The sequence below is a fragment of the Nocardioides bruguierae genome, from assembly GCF_023656415.1.
GTDB classification, from domain to species: Bacteria; Actinomycetota; Actinomycetes; order Propionibacteriales; family Nocardioidaceae; genus Nocardioides; species Nocardioides bruguierae.
The window spans coordinates 183,031-205,669 of sequence record NZ_JAMOIL010000003.1 but is presented as its reverse complement, the minus strand read 5'-3'; the positions used below and the strand labels follow the sequence as shown (position 1 = coordinate 205,669).

At 73.0% G+C, this 22,639-nt stretch carries 9 protein-coding genes; 2 read left to right on the top strand and 7 right to left on the bottom strand.

The genetic code is table 11. The features are described 5' to 3' along the window. Positions 1 to 57 precede the first annotated feature (57 nt). The gene (locus M8330_RS04520; protein ID WP_250826367.1) at positions 58 to 4,842 is read left to right on the top strand and encodes an ATP-dependent helicase; all 4,785 of its coding nucleotides are present in this window, start codon (positions 58 to 60) and stop codon (positions 4,840 to 4,842) included. A 91-nt stretch (positions 4,843 to 4,933) separates the two neighbouring features. On the opposite strand, the gene M8330_RS04515 is transcribed toward M8330_RS04520, so the two are convergent. Continuing rightward, a complete protein-coding gene (locus M8330_RS04515; RefSeq protein WP_250056958.1) occupies positions 4,934 to 5,260 on the bottom strand; it encodes a helix-turn-helix domain-containing protein in 327 nt (108 codons plus the stop codon). 216 nt (positions 5,261 to 5,476) lie between these two features. Here M8330_RS04515 and M8330_RS04510 point away from each other — a divergent pair, with 216 nt between their 5' ends. Further along, entirely contained in the window at positions 5,477 to 7,249 is a 1,773-nt protein-coding gene (locus M8330_RS04510) for a glycoside hydrolase family 15 protein (RefSeq protein ID WP_250826366.1), read from the top strand. A 117-nt stretch (positions 7,250 to 7,366) separates the two neighbouring features. Here M8330_RS04510 and M8330_RS04505 read toward each other — a convergent pair whose 3' ends face one another. The 6 genes from M8330_RS04505 to M8330_RS04480 all read right to left on the bottom strand — a co-directional run bounded on the left by M8330_RS04505 (position 7,367) and on the right by M8330_RS04480 (position 22,638). Continuing rightward, a complete protein-coding gene (locus tag M8330_RS04505) occupies positions 7,367 to 14,293 on the bottom strand; it encodes an ExeM/NucH family extracellular endonuclease (RefSeq protein ID WP_250826365.1) in 6,927 nt (2,308 codons plus the stop codon). 265 nt (positions 14,294 to 14,558) lie between these two features. Next, positions 14,559 to 15,176 (bottom strand): CDP-diacylglycerol--glycerol-3-phosphate 3-phosphatidyltransferase, encoded by a 618-nt coding sequence (pgsA, locus tag M8330_RS04500; protein WP_250056952.1) that lies wholly within the window; start codon positions 15,174 to 15,176, stop codon positions 14,559 to 14,561. Next, positions 15,177 to 16,553 carry a 30S ribosomal protein S12 methylthiotransferase RimO gene (gene rimO, locus M8330_RS04495; protein ID WP_250826397.1) on the bottom strand — a complete coding sequence of 459 codons (1,377 nt, stop codon included), beginning with the start codon at positions 16,551 to 16,553 and terminating at the stop codon, positions 15,177 to 15,179. Positions 16,554 to 16,758: 205 nt separating this feature from the next. After that, positions 16,759 to 18,927 carry a helix-turn-helix domain-containing protein gene (locus tag M8330_RS22325; RefSeq protein WP_250826364.1) on the bottom strand — a complete coding sequence of 723 codons (2,169 nt, stop codon included), beginning with the start codon at positions 18,925 to 18,927 and terminating at the stop codon, positions 16,759 to 16,761. Next, positions 18,924 to 21,593 carry an FtsK/SpoIIIE family DNA translocase gene (locus M8330_RS04485; protein ID WP_250826363.1) on the bottom strand — a complete coding sequence of 890 codons (2,670 nt, stop codon included), beginning with the start codon at positions 21,591 to 21,593 and terminating at the stop codon, positions 18,924 to 18,926. Before M8330_RS04485 ends, M8330_RS22325 begins: the two co-directional genes overlap by 4 nt. Positions 21,594 to 22,032: 439 nt before the next feature. Then, entirely contained in the window at positions 22,033 to 22,638 is a 606-nt protein-coding gene (locus M8330_RS04480) for a methyltransferase domain-containing protein (RefSeq protein ID WP_250826362.1), read from the bottom strand. Position 22,639: the final 1 nt, after the last annotated feature.

Sequence of the window (22,639 nt, the reverse complement as noted above, 5' to 3'; positions counted from 1 at the left end):
GGCGCGCCCGGTCCGCGGCCCGGCAGGGTGACCGGGCTGTCGGTGGCGTCGGCCAGGATGTGCGACGTGCCCGACGCCCTCGACAGGTTCAGCGAACCCACGCGCACGTGGTTCCGCGCGGCCTTCGCCGAGCCCACCGCCGCGCAGACGGGCGCGTGGGACGCGATCGCCGCGGGCCGGCACGCGCTCGTCGTCGCCCCCACCGGATCGGGCAAGACGCTCTCGGCGTTCCTCTCCGCCATCGACGGGCTGATGACCAGCCCCGTGCCGGAGGAGAAGGAGAAGCGCTGCCGCGTCCTCTACGTGAGCCCGCTGAAGGCCCTCGCGGTGGACGTCGAGCGCAACCTGCGCGCGCCGCTGACCGGCATCCGGCACACCGCGGACAGGCTCGGCACCCGCGTCCACGACGTCCAGGTCGGCGTCCGGTCGGGCGACACCACCGCCGCCGACCGCCGCCGCCTCACGACCCGGCCCCCGGACGTCCTCATCACCACCCCCGAGTCGCTGTTCCTCATGCTCACCTCGCAGGCGCGCGAGTCGCTGCGCGGGGTGGAGACGGTGATCGTCGACGAGGTGCACGCCGTGGCCGGCTCCAAGCGTGGCGCCCACCTGGCGCTGACCCTGGAGCGGCTCGACGAGCTGCTGGAGCGCCCGGCGCAGCGGGTCGGCCTCTCCGCCACGGTCCGGCCGCTCGAGGAGGTCGCCCAGTTCCTCGGTGGGCCGGCACCGGTGGAGATCGTCGCCCCGCCGGCGGCCAAGCAATGGGAGCTCGAGGTGGTCGTCCCCGTCGAGGACATGGAGCAGCCGGGCGGCGCGGAGGCCGCCCGCGAGCCCGACCCGTTCGAGGTCGACGACGGCTTCGAGGCCCCCACCCGGCCCGACCCCGACGCTGCCCGACGGGCCTCCAGCATCTGGCCGCACGTGGAGGAGCGCGTGGCCGACCTCATCGAGGCCCACCGCTCCACCATCGTCTTCGCCAACTCCCGTCGACTGGCCGAGCGGCTCACGGCGCGGCTGAACGCGATCGCCGCCGAGCGCGCCGGGGTCGAGGCCGAGCCGGGCGACGTGGTGCCGCGCACGCCCGGCCCGGGTGCTCCCCCGGCCGAGACCATGGCCCAGGCCGGCGTGGCCGACGGGGTCGTCGAGGGCGCCCCCGTGCTCGCCCGGGCCCACCACGGCTCGGTCAGCAAGGACCAGCGCGCGCTCATCGAGGACGACCTGAAGCGGGGTCGCCTTCCGGCGGTCGTCGCCACCTCCAGCCTCGAGCTGGGCATCGACATGGGCTCGGTCGACCTGGTGATCCAGATCGAGTCGCCGCCGAGCGTGGCCAGCGCGCTCCAGCGCGTGGGCCGCGCCGGCCACCAGGTCGGCGAGACCTCGCACGGCGTGCTCTTCCCCAAGCACCGCGGCGACCTGGCCCCCACCGCGGTGTCGGTCGAGCGGATGCGCACCGGCGCCATCGAGTCCCTGCACGTGCCCGCGAACCCGCTCGACGTGCTCGCCCAGCAGGTCGTGGCGATGACCTCGATGGACACCCTCGAGGTGGACGCCCTCTTCGGCCTCGTGCGGCGGGCGGCCCCCTACTCGGCCCTGCCCCGCTCGGCGTTCGACTCCGTGCTCGACCTGCTCTCGGGTCGCTACCCCAGCGACGAGTTCGCCGAGCTGCGGCCCCGGGTCGTGTGGGACCGGGTGACGGGCGAGGTGACCGGGCGCCCCGGTGCCCAGCGACTGGCCGTGACCTCGGGCGGCACCATCCCCGACCGCGGCCTGTTCGGGGTCTTCCTCGTCGGCGGCAGCGAGGAGAAGGGGCCCGGCAAGCGCGTCGGCGAGCTCGACGAGGAGATGGTCTACGAGTCCCGCGTCGGCGACGTGTTCGCGCTCGGCGCCACGAGCTGGCGCATCGAGGACATCACCCACGACCGGGTGCTCGTCTCCCCGGCTCCCGGTCTGCCGGGCAAGCTTCCCTTCTGGCGCGGCGACACGCTGGGCCGCCCGGCCGAGCTCGGGGAGGCCGTCGGTGCGCTGACCCGCGAGCTGGCCGGCATGCCGCGCCCGAAGGCGGAGGCGCGGGCCCGGGAGCAGGGCCTGGACGAGAACGCCGCGAGCAACCTCGTCGGCTATGTGCACGAGCAGGCCGAGTCCACGACCACCGTGCCCAGCGACGTCACGCTGCTGCTGGAGCGGTTCCGCGACGAGCTGGGCGACTGGCGGCTGGTGCTGCACTCCCCCTACGGCGTCCCGGTGCACGCTCCCTGGGCCCTGGCGATCAACGCCCGGCTGCGCGAGCGGTACGGCATCGACGGCCAGGCCGTCGCCTCGGACGACGGCATCGTGGTGCGCGTGCCGGACACCGACGCCGAGCCCCCGGGTGCCGACGTGCTGGTGTTCTCGCCCGAGGAGATCGAGGACGTCGTCACCACCGAGGTCGGCGGCTCGGCCCTGTTCGCCTCCCGCTTCCGCGAGTGCGCCGCCCGCGCCCTCCTGCTCCCCCGCCGCGACCCCGGACGACGCTCCCCGCTGTGGCAGCAGCGTCAGCGCGCCGCCTCGCTGCTGGAGGTGGCCTCGAAGTACCCGTCGTTCCCGATCGTGCTCGAGGCGGTGCGCGAGTGCCTCCAGGACGTCTACGACCTGCCCGGCCTCGTGACCCTGCTGAGCCGCGTCGAGCAGCGCAGCGTCCAGGTCGCGGAGGTCACGACCACCACCCCCTCCCCCTTCGCCCGCACCCTGCTCTTCGGCTACGTCGCCCAGTTCGTCTACGAGGGCGACTCCCCCCTGGCCGAGCGACGGGCCGCCGCGCTGTCCCTCGACCAGTCCCTCCTCGCCGAGCTGCTCGGCCGCGCCGAGCTGCGCGAGCTGCTGGACCCGGACGTCGTCACCGAGGTGGAGGCCGAGCTGCAGCGGCTCGCCGAGGACCGCCGGGTCAAGGACGCCGAGGGCGTCGCCGACGCCCTGCGTCTGCTCGGCCCGCTGAGCACCGCCGAGGTGCAGGAGCGGTCGGTGCCCGGCACCGACGCCGTCACGGTCGAGGAGTGGCTCACCGGGCTGGCCGCGAGCCGCCGCGCGGTGCAGGTGCGGATGGCCGGCGAGGAGCGCTGGGCGATGGTCGAGGACGTCGGGCGCCTGCGCGACGGCCTCGGCGTGCCCGTCCCGCCGGGCACGCCCGACGCCTTCACCGACCCGGTCGACGACCCGCTCGCCGACCTCGTGGGCCGGTACGCGCGCACGCACGGACCCTTCACCGCCGACGAGGTCGCCGCCCGGCTGGGGCTCGGCAGCGCGGTGGTGCGGCACACCCTCCAGCGCCTGGTGGCCGCGGGGCGCGTGATGGACGGGGAGTTCCGCCCCGGCGGCAGTGGCACCGAGTGGTGCGACGCCGAGGTGCTGCGCCGACTGCGACGGCGCTCCCTCGCACGGCTGCGCGAGGAGATCGAGCCGGTCGACCCCGACGCCCTGGGCCGGTTCCTGCCCGCCTGGCAGCACGTCGAGGCCGTCGAGCCGGCCGCCCCCGAGCGGTCGCCCGGCCACCGCGAGCCCCGGGCCCGCCGGGGCGCGCTGCGCGGGGTGGACGGCGTGGTCGCCGCCATCGACCAGCTCGCGGGGGCGATCGTGCCGGCGAGCGCGCTGGAGTCACTCGTCCTGCCCGCCCGGGTCACCGACTACGAGCCGGCGCACCTGGACGAGCTGACCAGCACCGGTGAGGTGGTGTGGGCCGGCCACGGTGCGCTCGGTGGCGCGGACGGCTGGGTCTCCCTGCACCTCGCGGACACCGCCCACCTGACCCTGCCGGCGCCCGCCACCGGCCCCGCCGGGGCCCAGGACGGTGGGTCGTGGCCGGCGCTGCACGCCGCGCTCCTGGAGGTGCTGGACGGCGGCGGCGCCTGGTTCTTCCACCAGCTCGTCACCCAGGTGGGCGCCACCGGCGTCACCGCCACCGAGCAGAACGTCGCCACCGCCCTGTGGGAGCTGGCCTGGGGCGGCGTGGTCGGCAACGACACGCTCTCGGCCCTGCGTGCCCTGACCCGCTCGGGCAGGGCCACCCAGCGCACCCGCCGCGCCCCGGCCCGGCCACGGCTCGCGTCCACGACCAGCGGCCGCGGCGGTGCACGTCCCCGCGGGGTGGTGCGCGGCGGGCCGCCGGAGACGGTCGGCCGGTGGTCCCTGCTGCCCGAGGTGGACGCGGACCCGACCCGGCGCGCGCACGCGGCTGCCGAGCGGCTGCTGGAGCGGTACGGCGTGCTGACCCGCGGCAGCGTGGTCGCGGAGCGGGTGCCGGGCGGCTTCGCCGCGGTCTACAAGGTGCTCAGCGCCTTCGAGGACTCCGGCCGCACCCGTCGCGGCTACTTCGTGGCCGGCCTGGGAGCGGCCCAGTTCGGCAGCGCCGGAGCCGTGGACCGCCTGCGGACCCACGCCGACGCCCCGCGCGTCGCCGACCCGGCCGCGCGGCCGCAGGCCGTCGTCCTGGCCGCCTCCGACCCGGCCAACCCGTACGGCGCGGCCCTCGACTGGCCGCAGCGCCCCGCGCCCGAGGGTGCCGAGGCCGCCGAGTCCTCGGGTCATCGTCCGGGCCGCAAGGCCGGGGCCATCGTGGTCGTCGTGGACGGTCGCCTGGCGCTCTACCTCGAGCGGGGAGGCAAGACCCTGCTCAGCTTCACCGACGACCCCGACGAGCTGGCGACGGCCGCCGGCGCGCTCGTGGCCGCGGCCCGCCGCGGGTCGCTGGGCCGGATCACCCTGGAGCGCGCGGACGGAGCTGCGCTGCTGGGGTCGGCCACACCGGTCCGCGAGGCGCTCGGGTCCGCCGGCTTCACCACCACCCCGCGCGGGCTCCAGCTGCGGGGCTGACGCCCTCCGGGACACATCGCTTTCGAAACCAGCACTGGGTCATCCTGCGCTCGCGAGCGCAGGATGACCCGGTGACGGTCGTGCGGGAGCGTCAGGCCGCCGAGGCGACGACGTCCTCTCGGCGGGTGACGGGGATGGGCGTGGCGCCCGCGACGGCGGCGTCCACGGCGGAGCCGAGTGCGGCCTCCTCCAGCGCCACGGCGTCGGAGACCGACCGGAGCACGGACGAGAGCGGCACCTCGAGCGCGCCGCACAGCGACGCCAGCAGCTCCGAGGACGCCTCCTTCTGGCCACGCTCGATCTCGGAGATGTAGCCCAGCGACACGCGTGCCTCCTGCGACACCTGGCGCAGGGTGAGGCCCCGCTCCACGCGGTGGGCACGGAGCACGTCGCCGAGCAGTCGACGGAACAGCACCATGCGGGCCTCCTCTCTCGTCCCACCGATCGGCAGGAGTTGGGTCAACGTTACCGGAGCCACCCTTGTTCCAGCGGTGAACCCCGGGTCCGTCCCTCCACCTGACCACGCCCGAGACGACCGCTGATCACCCGCACGGTGCACGCCTGCCCACACCTGGCCGCTGAGCAGCGACGACGGCGCCGAAGGGGTGGGTCGGGCCCTCCTAGGTTGGAGGGCATGGCCCTGCCCATCGAGCACTACGCCCTCATCGGTGACCGCCGCACCGCCGCCCTCGTCGGTCAGAACGGCTCCATCGACTGGTTGTGCCTCCCCCGGTTCGACTCCCCCGCCTGCCTGGCCGCGCTGGTCGGCACCGACGAGCACGGGTTCTGGCAGCTCGTGCCGGCCGAGGAGCACACTGTCAGCCGGCGCTACGTCGGCGCCTCCGCCGTCCTGGAGACCACCTTCACCACCGAGTCCGGCACGGTCACGCTGACGGACCTCATGCCGCGCGGTGACGGTCGCGCCGACGTGGTGCGGCGGCTGGACGGGGTCGAGGGCAGCGTCGAGATGCGCCATGAGCTGCGGCTGCGCATGGACTACGGGGCCGCGACCCCGTGGGTCCGACGCCAGGAGGTGGACGGCGAGGAGGTGATCACCGCCGTCGCGGGTCCGGACCAGCTGGTGCTGCGCGGCCCCCGCCTGCCCGTGGCCTCCGACCACCGGCACTGCGACTCCTTCACGCTGGCCGCCGGCGAGTCGCAGACCTACTCCCTCACGTGGCTCCCGAGCCACCTGGAGCCCTACTCCCTCGGTCACCACGACGACCGGGTGCGCCGCACGATCGAGGAGGACGAGGCGTGGGCGGCGCTGTGCCGCGACGACCTCCCCCACCAGGCGGTCGTGCGGCGCTCCCTGCTCACCCTGCGACTCATGACGCACGCCGAGACCGGCGGCATCGTGGCCGCGCCCACCACCTCCCTGCCCGAGGAGATCGGCGGCGGGCGCAACTGGGACTACCGCTACTGCTGGCTGCGCGACGCCGCCCTGACCCTCGAGGCGCTGGTGGACGCCGGGTACACCGACGAGGCCGAGCTCTGGCGAGGCTGGCTGCTGCGCACGGTGGCCGGCGACCCGGCCGACCTGCAGATCATGTACGGCGTGGACGGGAGCCGGCGGCTGCCCGAGAGCGTGCTCGACCACCTGCCCGGCTACGAGGGCTCCCTGCCGGTGCGCGTGGGCAACGGCGCCGTCTCCCAGCTCCAGCACGACGTGCTCGGCGAGGTCATGCAGGCACTGGAGAAGGTCCGCCGCGCCACCGGCGAGGACGACGCGAACGCCTGGGCGCTGCAGCGGGCGTTGGTCGACGAGCTCGTCACGCACTGGGACGAGCCCGATTGCGGCATCTGGGAGGTCCGCGGCGAGCCGCGCCACTTCGTCCACTCCAAGGCGATGGTGTGGGCGGCTCTCGACAGCGCCGTGCGCGCCGTCGAGGAGCACGACCTCGAGGGCGCGGTGGAGGACTGGCGCCGGGTGCGCGACGAGGTGCGGGACGAGGTGCTGAGCCGCGGCTTCAGCACCGAGCGCAACAGCTTCCGCCAGCACTACGACACCGAAGAGGTCGACGCCGCGCTGCTCGTGCTGCCCTCCCTCGGCCTGCTGCCGCCCGACGACCCGCGCGTGCTCGGCACGATCGCGGCCATCGAGGAGGACCTCCTGCGCGACGGCCTGGTGCTGCGCTACCGCACCGCCAGCGGCGTCGACGGCGTGGAGGGCGACGAGCACCCGTTCCTGGCGTGCTCGTTCTGGCTGGTCGCCGCCCTGGCCGGGGCCGGACGGCGCGAGGACGCTGAGGCGCTGATGGAGCGCCTGGTGGGGCTCGTCAACGACGTGGGCCTGCTCTCCGAGGAGTACGACGTCGGCCGGGGCCGCATGCTCGGCAACTTCCCCCAGGCCTTCAGCCACCTGGCTCTCGTGCAGGCCGCCGTCAGGCTGGCGGACGCCGGCTGAGCCGACGTCACACGCCCGTCGGCGCGGGTGACCTGACGACGAAGCCCCTCCGAGCCTGGTGGCTCGGAGGGGCTCGTCGTTCAGCGGGTCACCGGTCTCTCACCGGTGCCGGTGGCGTCAGCGGGTGACGCGCACCTGGCGCACGACCTTGCGGGCGTGCACCGCGTCGCTGCCGGTGTAGCGGATGACGACCTTCTTCACGCCCAGGCCCCGGTAGGGGTCGGTGGTGATGAGGGCCTGGCCCGACGTGAGGCGCCCGACGTAGCGCTCGCCGCCCGTGCGGACGACGACGCGGCCGTCCGGCACGGTGCCCGCGCCGAGGGCGCGGACCGTGACGATCCAGGACACGTGGGTCGTGCCCCGGGTGGCCTTGGCCGGGAACTTCAGCGTGCTGAGACCGGCCTTGGCCTTCTTCACGAACACCGAGGTGGTCGCGGAGGAGGCGTCGACCTCGTCGGAGCCCTGGTAGGTGACCACGAGCTTCTGCTTGCCGGTCGTGTAGAACGGGCCGGCCTGCAGGTAGGCGCCGCCGTTGTCGTTGAGCTCGGCGGTGTCGACGACCTGGCCGTCGACCGAGAGGGTCACCGTGCCGGTGGGCGTGGTGCCCTCGGCCCGGACCTTGGCCTTGACCAGGACCTTGCGGTTGCCGTTGACGAGCGCCTTCTTGGCGTTGACCACCGTGGCGGTGGTCGTGGAGGCGACCGAGGTGGCCTCGCCGACCGGGACCGTCACCGTGGTGCCCGAGGGCGCCGCGGTGAAGGTGACGTAGTCGCCGACCGCGGCGTCCGCGGGGACGTCCACGTCGATGTCGGCGATGCCGTCGGTCACGGTGAAGGTGCCGAGCTCGGTCTCGCCGAGCGTGGCGACGACCTCGGTGTTCACCGGGCTGGAGAGCGAGGTGAGGTCCAGGGTCTTGCTCGCGGTCGGCGCCTCGTCCGTCGTGCCCATGCCGAGCGTGAAGGACGAGGTCGAGCCCACGGGCAGCGCCGTCGGCAGGTCGTCGGAGAAGACCTGCTGGCGGGCGAAGTCCGGGGAGCGGGTCTCGGCGGACAGGTAGTCGCGGAAGGCCGCGGCGTCCTGGATGCCGGTGTTGACCACGTCGTCGGACTCGGCGAGGGCGGTGAAGTTGTCGCCGCCGGCCGCGAGGAAGTTGAGCGTGGAGACCTGGTAGGTCGCGCCCATGTCCAGCGGCTCGCCGTCGATCATCACCGAGGTGATGCGGCTGCCGGCCTCGGCGGTCGGGTCGGCGGTGACCGACACGTTCTCCGAGAGACCCAGCTGCAGGTACGGCCGGCTGACGCCGGACGGCTGCCACTGCTGCTCCAGCAGCTCCTTCACCTGTGCACCGGTGAGGGCCACGATGCTGACCTCGTTGCCGAAGGGCAGCACCTGGTTGGCCTCGGCGTAGGTGACGACACCGTCGGTGTTCGTCTCCGAGCCCTCCTCGCCGTCGTAGTACAGCTCGGCACGCAGACCACCCGAGTTGGTGACACCGAAGTCGGCGCCCTCACCGTCGAAGTAGCCGGACACGGCGTCGAGCAGCGAGTCGGCGACCAGGGTGCCCAGGGTCGACTCGCGGGAGCGGTCGTCACGCAACGTGGTGCGGTCGTCGGCCGGGACCGAGAACTCACCGTCGACGATCGAGCCGCTCTTGAAGGCGGTGGTGAAGTCGTCGGTGATGGTGCCGACCGGCTGGGAGCCGACCTCGTCGGCGTAGGCCAGCGCGGCGTCGACGATCGAGACGACCTCGGCCACCCGGGGGTAGCTGGCGTCCACCTCGGTGTCGCCGGTGGACACGTTCTCCTGGGTGAAGTCGATGACGTCACCGGTCTCGGTGTCCAGCTGGAGCGTGACGGCGCCGATGTTCTCGCCGTACGAGCCGGTCTGGAGGATCGGGCGGGTGCCCTCCTCACCAGGGATCGGACCCTCCCACGCGTACTGCTTGTGGGTGTGGCCGGTGAAGATCACGTCGACCGAGGCCGCCGTGTTCTCCACGATGTCGGCGAACGCGCCGCCGGCGGCGATCTCGTCCTCCAGGCTGGCACCGTCCGGGGTGCCGTCGGTCGCGCCCTCGTGGTATTCGGCCACGATGACGTCGGCCTCGCCGTTGGACTCGTCGCCGTCCGAGAGCTCCGCGGCGACGCGGTTCACGGCCTCGACCGGGTCACCGAAGGTGAGGCCCTCGACACCGGCCGGGGAGACGAGGGACGGGGTCTCCTCGGTCACGGCACCGATCACGCCGACGGTCACGCCGTCGACCTCGAAGGTGTCGTACTCAGGGAGGATCGGCTCGCCGTCGGCGTCGTAGACGTTGGCGGCCAGGTAGTCCCAGCCGGCAGCGTCGGAGACACGACCGGTGAGGTCGTCCACGCCCTTGTCGAACTCGTGGTTGCCCACCGCGGACGAGGCGAGCCCCAGCGCGTTGAGCACGTCGATCGTGGGCTGGTCGTCCTGGATGGAGGAGGCGAACAGCGAGGCACCGATGTTGTCACCGGCGGAGAGGAACAGCGTGCTGTCCTCGCCCTGCTCCGCGCGGAGCTCCTCGATCGTGGTGGCGAACGCCGGGGTGTCCTCGCTGATCCGACCGTGGAAGTCGTTGATGTTCAGCAGCAGGAGGCTGTCGACGTCCGTGACCGCGGAGGTGACGGGGACCGACACGGTGGTGCCGGACTCGTCGGCGACGACCTCGAGGGTGTCGCCCACCTTCGCCAGCGCCGGCACGGTGACGTCGACCGTGGCGAGACCGTCGGTGACGGTGACGTCACCCAGGTCGCGCACCAGGGCGCCGTCGCGGTACAGGCCCACGGAGGCGGAGGTGTTGAGCGGGCTGCCCTGCGAGCGCAGGTCCAGCGACTTGTCGTTGATCGGGTAGACCGGCGCCTCGCTGGTACCCATGCCCAGCGTGAACGAGGTGGCCTCGCCCGCGGCCAGCTCCGTCGGCAGGTCCTCGGAGAAGACCTGCTGGCGGGCGAAGTCCGGCGACCGGGTCTCGGCGGCCAGGTAGTCGCGGAAGAGCGCCACGTCGAGCAGACCGGTGTCGACCGCGTCGCCCTCGGCGAGGGTGCGGAAGTTGTCACCGCCGGCCGCGAGGAAGTTGAGCGTGGAGACCGTGTAGGTCGCGCTCTCGTCCACCGGCTCGCCGTCGATGGTCACGGAGGTGATCCGCTCGCCCTCGGGGGCGGTCGGGTCGGCCGTGACGGCCACGTTCTCGGAGAGACCCAGCTGCAGGTACGGACGCGAGGGGATCTCGCCCTCGTCGTTGCGCTGCCACTGCTCCTCGAGCACGGCCAGCAGCTGGGCACCGGTGAGGTCCACCAGGGTCACGGTGTTGCCGAAGGGCAGCACCGCGTTGGCCTCGGCGTAGGTGACGACACCGTCGGTGTTCGTCTCCGAGCCCTCCTCGCCGTCGTAGTACAGCTCGGCGCGCAGACCACCGGGGTTGGTCAGACCGAGGTCCGCACCGTCCTCGAGGTCGGAGACGCCGTCCAGGAGCGCCTCGGCGACCATGTCGCCGAGGGTGGACTCCGAGGAACGGTCGTCGCGGGTGCCGCCGGTGTACTCGCCGTCGACGTAGCTGCCGTCGGTGAAGGCGGTGGTGACGTCACCGGTGATGGTGCCGATCGGCTCCTGGCCGATCTCGTCGGCGTAGGCCAGCGCCGCGTCGACGATGTCGGAGACCTCGGCCACCCGCGGGTAGCTGGTGTCGGCCTCGACGCCCTCGGTGGAGACGTTCTGCTGGGTGTAGGAGACGACGTCGCCGGTGGCGGGGTCGACGGTCAGCACGACCTGGCCGATGTTCTCGCCGTAGGAGCCGGTCTGGAGGACCGGGCGGGTGCCGGACTCGCCGGGGATCGGGCCGTCCCACGCGTACTGCTTGTGGGTGTGGCCGGTGAAGATCACGTCGACCGAGGCCGCGGTGTTCTCCACGATGTCGGCGAACGCGCCGCCGGCGGTGATCTCGTCCTCGAGGGTGGCGTCGTCCGGCGTGCCGGCGGAGGCGCCCTCGTGGTACTCGGCGACGATGACGTCGGCCTCGCCGTTGGACTCGTCGCCGTCGGAGAGCTCCGCGGCGACGCGGTTCACGGCCTCGACGGGGTCACCGAAGGTGAGGTCGGCGACGCCGGCGGGCGAGACGAGGGACGGGGTCTCCTCGGTCACGACGCCGATCACGCCGACGGTCACGCCGTCGACCTCGAAGGTGTCGTACTCGGGGAGGATGGGGTCGCCGTCGGTGTCGTAGACGTTGGCGGCCAGGTAGTCCCAGCCGGCGGCGTCGGAGACACGACCAGTGAGGTCGTCCACGCCCTTGTCGAACTCGTGGTTGCCCACGGCCGAGGAGTCCAGACCGAGCGCGTTGAGCACGTCGATCGTGGGCTGGTCGTCCTGGATGGAGGAGGCGAACAGCGAGGCACCGATGTTGTCACCGGCGGAGAGGAACAGGGTGTTGTCCTCGGCCTCGCGCAGCTGCTCGATGGCGGTGGCGAACGCCGGGGTGTCCTCGCTGATCCGACCGTGGAAGTCGTTGATGTTCAGCAGGTTGATGTCGACGTCGCCGACGACCTCCTGGTCGGGGCTGACGCCCACGACGACCGGGTCGTGGTCGGAGGCGCGGAACTTGTTCTCCTGGTACAGCAGCGTCGCGTTGTAGTTGTAGCGGCTGTACTCGAAGCCGACGGACTCGCCGGAGTTGATGTTCCAGATGTCGGAGCCGGTGACCATGGCGGCGCCGGCCTCGTTGGCCAGGACGTGGTCGAGGCTGCCGGACAGGCCGGAGTACGAGTAGGAGTACTCCCCCTCGGGGGCCAGGTCGGTGTACCCGTCGTCGTAGAGGACCTGCATGGGGTCCTCCATCGTGTACGAGTTGAAGTCACCGGTGAGGAACACCGCGCCCGAGCCACCGAGGTCGGCGGCGAAGTCGTCGGCGAAGGTGCTCAGCGAGGTGGCCTGCGCGACGCGGTCGGGGTTGGCGTTGCCCTGCCCGGTGCCGTCGTCGGTGCCCGAGCCCTTGGACTTGAGGTGGTTGACGATGACGCCGAACGCGTTCGCGTCGTCGTCGCCGACCAGCTTGAAGCCCTGGGCCAGCGGCTCACGGGCGTTGTCGAACGCGGCGTCGCCGGTCAGCACCGAGGAGGCGCCGACGGTCTCGACCGCGGCCGGCTGGTAGATGAACGCCGTGCGGATGACGTCCTGGTCGGCCAGGTCGGGCAGGTCCGCCGCGTCCGGGGACGGGACGAAGGCCCACTTGGTCTCGCCGGCGTCCGCGTTGAGGGCGTCGACCAGGGTGGAGAGCGCGGCGTCGCGGTCGAAGCCGAACTTCACCGAGTTCTCGATCTCCTCGAGGGAGACGATGTCGGCGTCCAGGGTGTTGATCGCCTTGACGATCTTCACCTCCTGGCGGGCCAGGCTGGCGTCGGTCGCGGCACCACGGGGGCCGTCGCCGCCGTCGGCGGTGTCGCAGTAGCCGGCGCCGATCGGGTTGTCCTCACGGTCGACGTAGAAGTCGCACGTGCCGCCGTCGGCGACGTTGTCCTCACCGGTGTAGGTGAAGTAGTTGAGGACGTTGAAGGACGAGAGCGTGAGCGCGCCGCCGACCTCGGCCGGGGCGGCCTCGTCGAGGCGGGTGTTCTCGAAGGAGACCACGTCGCTGCCGTCGTCGGTGACCTGCGCGGTCGGCTGGACCGTCCACGCGCCGTAGCGGTAGTCGACGATCACCGGGGACTCGAAGGTGGCGGCCGCGCCGACCCGGATCGGGTTGTCGGTGGTCAGCCACGCCATCGGCGTGTCCTCGGCCGAACCCAGGTAGTTGGCGCTGGAGCCGTCGTCCAGCACCAGGGCGCGAGCGTCGTTGTCGGCCTCGATGCCGGCGACGTCGCCGGTCTGCGCGTCCTCGACCTCGGTCGGCTGGATCAGCGGGGTGTCGCCCGAGGCGAGTCCGATGGTGCCGTAGCCGTTGGTCGAGTAGGTGTTGGAGACGGTGAAGTCGCCGGTCGGGAGGATGAGCTCCGACTCGTGCGCCTCACGCTCCTCCTCGGTCTCGAACCAGGTGGTCTCGAGCGGGGTGACCGGGTCGAGGGCGGTCTCGAGCGCCTCCCACGACGGGTCGACCAGCTCGGTCAGCGAGTTGTACTCGTCCACCGTGGCGGTGACGGCGACGGAGTCGCCGACGGCCGGGAAGGTGTCGGGGCCGTAGACGTAGACGGCGTCGGAGGCGCCGGGCGTCGCGTCGGCGCCGGCACCCGTGCCGCCGGTCTGGATGACGAAGGCGTTGAGGCCGCCGGTCTCGTAGACGGCCGTGACGACACCCTCGGTGGTCACGGTGTCCCCGTCGAGCGGGGACGCCGCCGCGTCGGTGCCCTGGATCTCGGCGATGCTCACCGCGTCCGGGTCGACCGGGTCGACCGGGTCCGGGGCGGGCGCCTCGGTCTCGCCGGCGCTGTTCGTCGGGGACGGCGCACCGGCGGTGAAGTCAGCACTGTTGTCGTCGGTGTCCGTGCCCGCGGCCGCACGGGAGGCGGACGTGGTGCTGGACAGACCGGGCGCAGCCGCGGTCTCGACGATGGACGCCGAGCCGTAGCCCACGAGGTCGACCACCGCGCTGGCGTCGACCCGCGGGTCCACCACCTCGGTGCCGTCCACGAGGGAGACGGTGCCGCTGGAGCCGCTCATGCCGAGCGTCCCCTCGGCGTCGGGCGTCGGCAGGGCGTCGGTGCCGCCGTTGCCGGCCGCCTCCTGGATCAGGAAGGTCGCACCGGGAGCGACACTGCCGCTCAGGTCGGTGGTACCACCGGAGTTGCCACCGGAGGAGCGGTACTGGACCGACATGCCGTCGACCGAGATGGCCGCGTCCGTCGGGTTGTACAGCTCGATGAAGTCGTTCGTCCACGTGGCGCCGGAGTTACCGCCGCCTCCGTACACCTCGCTGATCACGAGGCCGCTGCCGTCCGTGGCTGCCTGCGCGACCCCGGTCAGGACCAACGGGCTCAAGCCCGCCGCCATGACCGAGACGCTCAGCAGCCCGGCAACACGCTTGCGCGCTGAGGGCATGAAAAAATCTCCCGAAAGTGAGAATGAGTTCAACAGATGCTGAGAAGCGCCTCACCCTAACCAGGAGCACATGCCGTGAAACAGGCGTTCTGGTGAACGCTGCGTAACGAAACGGGACGGCTCGTTGTTACACAGGTCTGGATCGCTCGCGCGCAGGGGCGCGGACCTTACACGGGCGGTCCGGAACAGCGGAACGCGGGGGTCCACGACCCCCGCGTCCACCGGAATCTCACAGCAGAACCCCAGGTCAGGGGCCCTGCGCGCCTCAGCGCAGCTGGTCGCGCTGCTTCCACAGCTCCTTGTAGAACTCGAAGCCGGACCAGAGCGTGAGCCCGACCGCCACGGCCAGGCACGCCTGGAACACGTAGAAGACCACCTGGAACGGCAGTTCCAGGCTCGCCGGCACGTCCGAGTCCAGCCACGGCAGCGTGAGGCCTCCGAGGGCCAGCGCCTGCACCGTCGTCTTGAGCTTGCCCAGGTCCTTGGCGGCGATCACGACCTTGCGCAGCACCGAGAGCCGCAGCAGCGTCACGCTCCACTCGCGCAGGAGGACGACGATGGTGACCCACCACCAGATGTCCCCCACGATCGAGAGAGCGATCAGCGCCATCCCGGTCATCGCCTTGTCCGCGATCGGGTCGGCGATCTTGCCGAAGTCGGTGACCAGGTTCCGGGCCCGGGCCAGGTCACCGTCGATCTTGTCGGTGATCATCGCGACCGCGAAGATCACCCAGGCGATGATCCGCGACGTCGCGGACTCACCCCCGTCGTAGAGCAGGGCCCAGCCGAAGAACGGCACCAGGACGATCCGCAGGGTCGTCAGGGCGTTGGGGAGGTTCCAGTTCGAGGGCTTCGGTGCCTCGGTGGCGGCGCTGTCGGTCACTCAGACCTCCTCGGCGATCAGGTCGACGCCGTCGGTCCCGACGACCTCGGCGCGCACGATCATGCCGACCTCGGCCGAGGAGCCGAGCAGCAGGGTCGTCCCGTCCACCTCCGGGCCCTGGAAGGCTGCGCGGCCGACGGCCCCCTCGGGGTCCGACTCGACGTCCTCGACCAGCACCTCGACGACCTCGCCCACGCGCTCCTCGGCGCGCTCGGCGTTGAGCTGCTCGACCAGCTGGGAGACGTGCTCGGTGCGGGCGCGCACCTCGTCCTCGTCCAGCTTGTCCTCGTACCCGGCGGCCTCGGTGCCGTCCTCGTCGGAGTAGCCGAAGACGCCGGTGACGTCCATCCGCGCGGCGACGAGGAAGTCGCACAGCGTCTGCAGGTCCTCCTCGGTCTCCCCCGGGAAGCCCACGATCGCGTTCGAGCGCACGCCGGCGGTGGGGGCCAGCGACCGGACCTGCTCGAGCAGGCCCAGGAAGCTCTCCGGGTCGCCGAAGCGGCGCATGCGGCGCAGCACGGACGCCGAGGCGTGCTGGAAGGACAGGTCGAAGTACGGGACGACGCCGGGCGTCTGCGCGATCGCCTGGACCAGCCCCGGCCGCGTCTCGGCGGGCTGGAGGTAGCTCACCCGGACGCGCTCGATCCCGTCGACGGCCGCCAGCTCGGGCAGGAGGGTCTCCAGGAGCCGGATGTCGCCGAGGTCCTTGCCGTAGGAGGTGGAGTTCTCGCTGACCAGGAACAGCTCCTTGACACCCTGCTCGGCGAGCCAGCGGGCCTCGTCCAGCACGTCGGTGGGGCGACGGGAGACGAACGAGCCGCGGAAGGAGGGGATGGCGCAGAAGCTGCACCGACGGTCGCAGCCGGAGGCGAGCTTGAGGGAGGCGGTGGGCCCGTCGTCCAGGCGGCGACGCAGGGACGCGGGGCCGGAGGCGTGACCCGGGACGGGGGCGGTCGACAGCGCCCGCTCGACCGGGCTGATCGGCAGCAGCGTGCGGCGGTCGGCCGGCACGTGGGAGGTGTGCGCCTCGCCCGCCATGATGGAGCGCAGCCGGTCGGCGATCACCGGGTAGTCGTCGAAGCCGAGCACCGCGTCGGCCTCGGGCAGCGACTCGGCCAGGTCCTTGCCGTAGCGCTCGGCCATGCAGCCCACCGCCACGACCGCCTGGGCGCGGCCACCGTTGGTGGTCTTGAGGTCGGCGGCCTCGAGGAGGGTGTCGACCGAGTCCTTCTTCGCGGACTCGACGAACCCGCAGGTGTTCACGACCACCGTGTCGGCCTCGGCGGCGTCGGTGACGAGCCGGAAGCCACCGGCCTCCAGGCGTCCGGCCAGCTCCTCGGAGTCGACCTCGTTGCGGGCGCACCCGAGGGTGACCATCGCGACGGAGAGGAGGGGCCGCTCCCCCGCCTCCGCGTCCACGGCGGTGGTCTCGGCGGGAGTCTGGTCCGGGGCTGGCTGGGTAGTCGTCATCTCGATCACCGAGTATGACGCGCCACGACGGCCGGGGCGAACCCTCGGCCGTCGTGGCGCGTGCTGGTGGAGCCGCAGGTGGCGGCTCCCGTGACAGGGCCTGGCACCGGCGTCAGTCGGCGGTGTAGGTGTCCTCGGCCGCGTGGCCCGTGCGGCCCATTGCGCCCTGGGCGACGCCACCGACGCTGACCTCGAGCGAGCCGTCGCTGGTGCGGATGCGCACCGGCTGGGAGACCCAGTCGAGCGTCTCGACCTCGCCGAACGCCAGGGTGCCGCGGAAGACCAGCTCGTTGGCGCCGTCGCGCACCACGACCCGGGCGCCACCGCCGGCCGCGGTCAGCTCGACCGTCGTCCGGGCACCGGTGCCGGCGGCCGACGAGGTGCTGAGCGTCGGCACGTCCTCGACGGCCGGCGAGCCGCCGTCCACGACGAGCCGGGCGATGCTCCACGCGAGAACCAGCGCCATCACGGCCGCCACGAGCACCGACCAGCGGGGGCTGCCGCCGCGACCGAGCCGCGGGTGCCGGACGGCGGGGTCCACGCCGAGCACGCGCTGCGCCGAGACCGGCGCGTCGGCGTAGTGCTCGTCGTAGAGCGCGACCAGCGGTGCGGGGTCGGTGCCGAGCACCCGGGCCAGGGTGCGCAGGTGGCCTCGGGCGTAGAAGTCGCCGCCGCAGGGGCCGAAGTCGTCGACCTCCATGGCCTCGATGACGTGCGGGCGGACGCGGGTGCGGTCGGCGAGCTGGTCGACGCTGAGCCCCAGGCGGGTGCGGGCCGCGGCCAGCTCCGGCCCGACGACGGGCTCGTCGGCGGGCTCGTCGGAGTCCGCCCACGCGATCGGGTCGACGGGGTGGCCGGCCCGGGCGATCGGCCGCACCCGGTCTCCCCAGGTGGTGGTCTCCTCCACCAGGTCCACCGAGCCGGGGCGTCGCAGCTCGCGTGCCTCGGGCAGCCGGCGGGCGCCGTCCCCGTCCTCGGTCTCGGCCGGGTCCAGGCGCAGGGCGTTCGCGCCGAAGACGGTCAGCGGGCTGCCGCCGTCGGAGCCGACCTGGGCGCCGGTGCGGGGGCCGTCGACCCGCACGCCGGCGATGACCGGGCGGGTCGCCTCGGGCGTCGCCGACGGCAGGTCGCCCATCTCGGTCGCACCCGCGTCCTGGCCCTCGCGGCGGAACAGCGAGAGGGATGGCAGCAGGCCGCTCATGCGGTGCACGGCGTCGGTGAAGGGGTTGCGCGAGCGCGGCAGGCCGGCGTCGGCCGAGGCACGCGGCTCGTCGTGGGGGAACGGGTCGCTGAGCGGGTCCCAGCCCCGGCTGGTCGCCTCGTCGGAGGACGGCTCCACCGGCGAGGCCTCGAGGGTCTCCGCGACCGCGGCGGGCTCGTGCTCGACCGGCTCGTCCACGACCGGCGTGGGCTCGTCGTCGACGTCCTGCGGCTCCGGGGCGAGCTCGTCGTGCTGCACGTCGTCGTGCACGACGTCGTGCTCGACGTCGTGCTCGACGTCCTGCTCGGTGTCCCGCTCGGTGTCCCGCTCGGTGTCCTGGTCCACGGGCTCGGCGAGGACCGGCTCGTCGGCGCGTCGCGCCGCAGCGGTCTCCGCGACGACCACCGGGACGGCGGCCACGACCGCGTCCGCGGGCTGCGTCCGCGCCTGCTCCTGCGCGCCGGCGGGCACGGGCTGCTGCACCGGCCGGGTCGGCTGGTGCGAGGCCTGCCCCGCGGCCCACTCGTCCGCGTCGACGTACTCGTAGCCGTCGATCTCGGCCACGTCGCAACGGCCCTCGGCCAGCTCGGAGAGGGCGTCGACCAGGTCGCGGTGCCGCGCGTGGAGCCCGGCCACGCGGGTGGCGGCGCCCAGGCGCAGGGCGATCGGGTCGCCGTGGGCGGGCAGCACGTCGAGCGAGCCGTCCTTCCACCACGACCGGCGCGGCAGCACCTCGACACCGGCGAGGTCCTGCCACGGGTAGCCCCGCCACGTCCGCCGCTCACGCACGCGGACGCCGAGCCCGTCGGCCACCAGCAGCGGCGCGCGGGAGTCGACCAGCGTCGCCACGTGCAGGCCGGCGACGACCAGCACGACGAGCAGCACGGCCAGGTCGAGCGCGCTGGGCCCGGAGAGCACCCGCACGAGGTAGCCGAGGGTCAGCAGCGCCGCGAGGGCGAGGACGACGGCCGAGAGCCGGGTGTTGCGACGCAGCTCCACCACGGGGCTCGCCGGGGTGCCGGCGTCCCGCTCGAGGGTGTCGGTGCCGCTCGTGGTCAGGTTCTGCTCGTGCTCGTTCACATCTCCCCCTGCAGGGTCGCGATGACGCCGTCCACCTCGTCGGGCTTGACCAGGACGTCGCGCGCCTTGGAGCCCTCACTGGGACCGACCACGCCACGGGACTCCAGGATGTCCATGAGGCGGCCGGCCTTGGCGAAGCCGACGCGCAGCTTGCGCTGCAGCATCGACGTGGAACCGAACTGCGTGGAGACGATCAGCTCGATGGCCTGGATCACCAGGTCGAGGTCGTCGCCGATGTCGTCGTCGAGCTCCTTCTTGGACGCCGCCGGGGCGGTGACGTCCTCGCGGTAGCTCGGCTCGAGCTGGGTCTTGACGAACTGCACGACCTCGCGGACCTCGGACTCCGAGACCCACGAGCCCTGCACGCGGACGGGCTTGGAGGCGCCCATCGGCAGGAACAGGCCGTCACCCTGACCGACCAGCTTCTCCGCACCCGGCTGGTCGAGGATGACGCGGGAGTCACCCAGGCTCGAGGTGGCGAACGCCAGTCGGCTGGGCACGTTGGCCTTGATCAGGCCGGTGACGACGTCGACAGAGGGACGCTGTGTGGCGAGCACCAGGTGGATGCCGGCGGCACGGGCCAGCTGGGTGATGCGGACGACCGCGTCCTCGACGTCGCGCGGGGCGACCATCATCAGGTCCGCGAGCTCGTCGACGATGACCAGCAGGTACGGGTACGGCTCGAGCGTGCGCTCGCTGCCCAGCGGCAGCTCGACCTTGCCCGCCCGGACGGCCTTGTTGAAGTCGTCCACGTGCCGGAACCCGAAGTTGGCCAGGTCGTCGTAGCGCAGGTCCATCTCGCGCACGACCCAGGCCAGCGCCTCGGCGGCCTTCTTCGGGTTGGTGATGATCGGGGTGATCAGGTGCGGGACGCCCTCGTAGGCGTTCAGCTCGACCCGCTTGGGGTCGACCATGATCATCCGCACCTCGTCCGGCGTGGAGCGCATGAGGATCGAGGTGATCATCGAGTTGATGAACGACGACTTGCCCGATCCGGTGGCGCCGGCGACGAGCAGGTGGGGCATCTTGGCCAGGTTGGCGACGACGAAGCCGCCCTCCACGTCCTTGCCGAGGCCGGTCACCATCGGGTGGTGGTCGCTGCGCGCCTTGGTCGAGCGCAGGACGTCACCGAGGGTGACGACCTCCTTGTCGGTGTTGGGGATCTCCACGCCGACCGCGGACTTGCCGGGGATGGGCGAGAGGATGCGGACGTCGGCCGAGGCCACCGCGTAGGCGATGTTCTTCTGGATGCCGGTGATCTTCTCGACCTTCACGCCGGCGCCGAGCTCGACCTCGTACCGCGTGACCGTCGGGCCGCGGGTGTAGCCGGTGACGGCCGCGTCGATGCCGAACTCCTCCAGCACCTGGGTCAGTCGCGCGACGACGTCGTCGGACGCCTTCGACTTCGGCTTGTGCGGCGAGCCGGCCTTCAGCAGGTCGCTGGCCGGGAGGCTGTAGGCGATGTCGCCGGAGATCTCCAGCTGCTCCACGCGCGGCGGCAGCTGGGCGTGCTGCGGGGCCTCGAGGCCCTTGCCGGGCAGCGGCTCCTCGCCGGCGACGACCGCCAGCGCCTCGGCCGCGTCGGGCGAGGTGTGGTTGTCGTCGGCGCGGCCGTAGCCGTCGTCCGAGCCGCGCGTGCCCTGCGGCTGGTCCGCGTCGTCGTGCTCGGCGTACTCGCCGTAGGGGTCGACCGCGCTCATGTGCTCGGTCTGCGCCCCGTCGTCCGCGGGCTCCTGGCCGTCGAGGATGTCGAGACCCGCCTCGTCCTCGCCGGTCTTCTTGCGGCCCCGGCGGAACAGGGTGCGGCCGCGGCCGCCCTCGGTCTGCTCCATGGCGACGTCGAGGGCGTCCTTCTCGCGCGCGGCCGTGGCGCCGACCGCGGGCATCGGACCGGTGTCCTCGCCGGTGGTGTCGTGCACGCGCTTCCCGCTGCGCGTGTCGACCAGCGGGGAGTCGTAGGCGGGCGAACCCATCTCGGGGTCGATCTCGCCGCGGCGCGCGGCGAGCTCGGCCTGGGCCTCCGGGGTGCGGCCGAGCATCCGGTCGCGGGCGTCGGCCAGCTTCAGCGGCACCTGGTAGACGGGCGTCGCGGTGATAACCAGGACGCCGAAGAAGGAGAGCAGGACCAGCAGCGGCACGACCAGGAAGCCGGTGCGCAGCAGGTCCATGAGCAGGGAGGCGACGACGTAGCCGACCGCTCCCCCGCCCTCGCGCAGCGGGGTCACGTCGCCGGCGACCGGCTGCGGGTCCCCGTTGGCGAGGTGCACGATGCCGAGCACGCCGAACGCGAGCGCGGCCCAGCCGATCACCTGACGGCCCACCGGGCCGTTGCCGACCGGGTCGCGCATGAGGCGCCAGCCGGCCCACACCAGGGCCAGCGGCACGAGCCAGCCGATCTTGCCGACGCTGCCCTCGACCGCCACGCGCACCACGTCGGTGACCGGGCTGGAGATCTGGAACCAGACCGCCGCCGCCGTCACCAGCGCGAGCGCGAGCAGCGCCAGGCCGCCGCCGTCACGGCGGTGCTCCGGCTCCAGGTCGCGGGCGCTGCGGCCGATGCCGCGGGCGGCCGCGCCCAGCGTGTGGGCGATGCCCAGCCACACGGCGCGCAGGCCGCGGAAGACCAGCCCGAAGAACCGGGAGACCGGCCCCTGCCCGCTACGCACGGCGCGGGGCTCGGGCCGGCTGCTCGTCGACTTCTTGGTGCTCTTGGAGGGGGTCTTCGAGGTGGCCTTGGAGGACGCCGGGCGCCGTCCGGTCGACGTGGACCGGGCGGTGCTGGTGGTCGTACTCCGGGATCGGGTGCTCGAGCCGCTGCGTCCGGCCGGGGAAGAACCGGACGATGTCGTGCTCGTGCTCCGCGACCCCGGCGGGGAAGACGTACGGGTCGCCATGGTGAGCACACTAGGTGAGAGTCACTGCCGTCCCAGGGATTAACAGGCGTCCCACCCTCACGTGTCGCTTGAGGGTTGTCTCACCGGCGTGTCGCGACCCCTCCCCCACCGGGACCGGCCGCGGTCGGGGTTGTGTCACCGCACGCACCTACGAGCCCCTCGGAGGCGTGCGTGCGGTGACACGATCCGGGTCGCGCGAGGAGTCCGGCGGTCAGGCCGGTGCGTCCCAGACGGTCACCGACCGCCACAGCCGCACCCGACGCGTGCGGGCCCCGGGCAGGTGCCGCTGCAGGAGCGCGGCCTCCTCGGCCCACGTCCGGGTCGGCTCGGCGCGAGCGGTGGGCGGCTCGTGCCACCGGCCCCGGGTCCGCGAGAGCACCTGGTGGGCGAGGACGTCGGCGGCCTCGGTCGGCAGGTCACGCCAGCCGCGTGCGCGGGCGACCGAGAGGACGACCACCCGACCGCCCGGCACGACCACACGGCGCGCCTCGGCCAGCGCGAGGGCGGCGTCCACGTGGTGCAGCACCGCGACGAGGACCACTCCCCCGCACGATGAGTCGGGCACGGGCAGCGACTCGGCCGAACCTCGGAGCAGTCGGCCGCGGGCGCCGGGCACGGCTGCCGCGACCGCGGCATGGTCCGGGTCGCAGCCCCACGCCGGCGTCCCGGAGGCCCTCAGGGCTGCGACCAGCCCGCCGTCCCCGCAGCCGACGTCCAGCGCGGGGGCGGGCAGGCCCGCGAGGAGACGACAGAGCCGCGGGTGGTGGTGGACGTTGTGGTTCCAGCCAACGTCCACCCCGGCCCGCGGCTCGGTCATG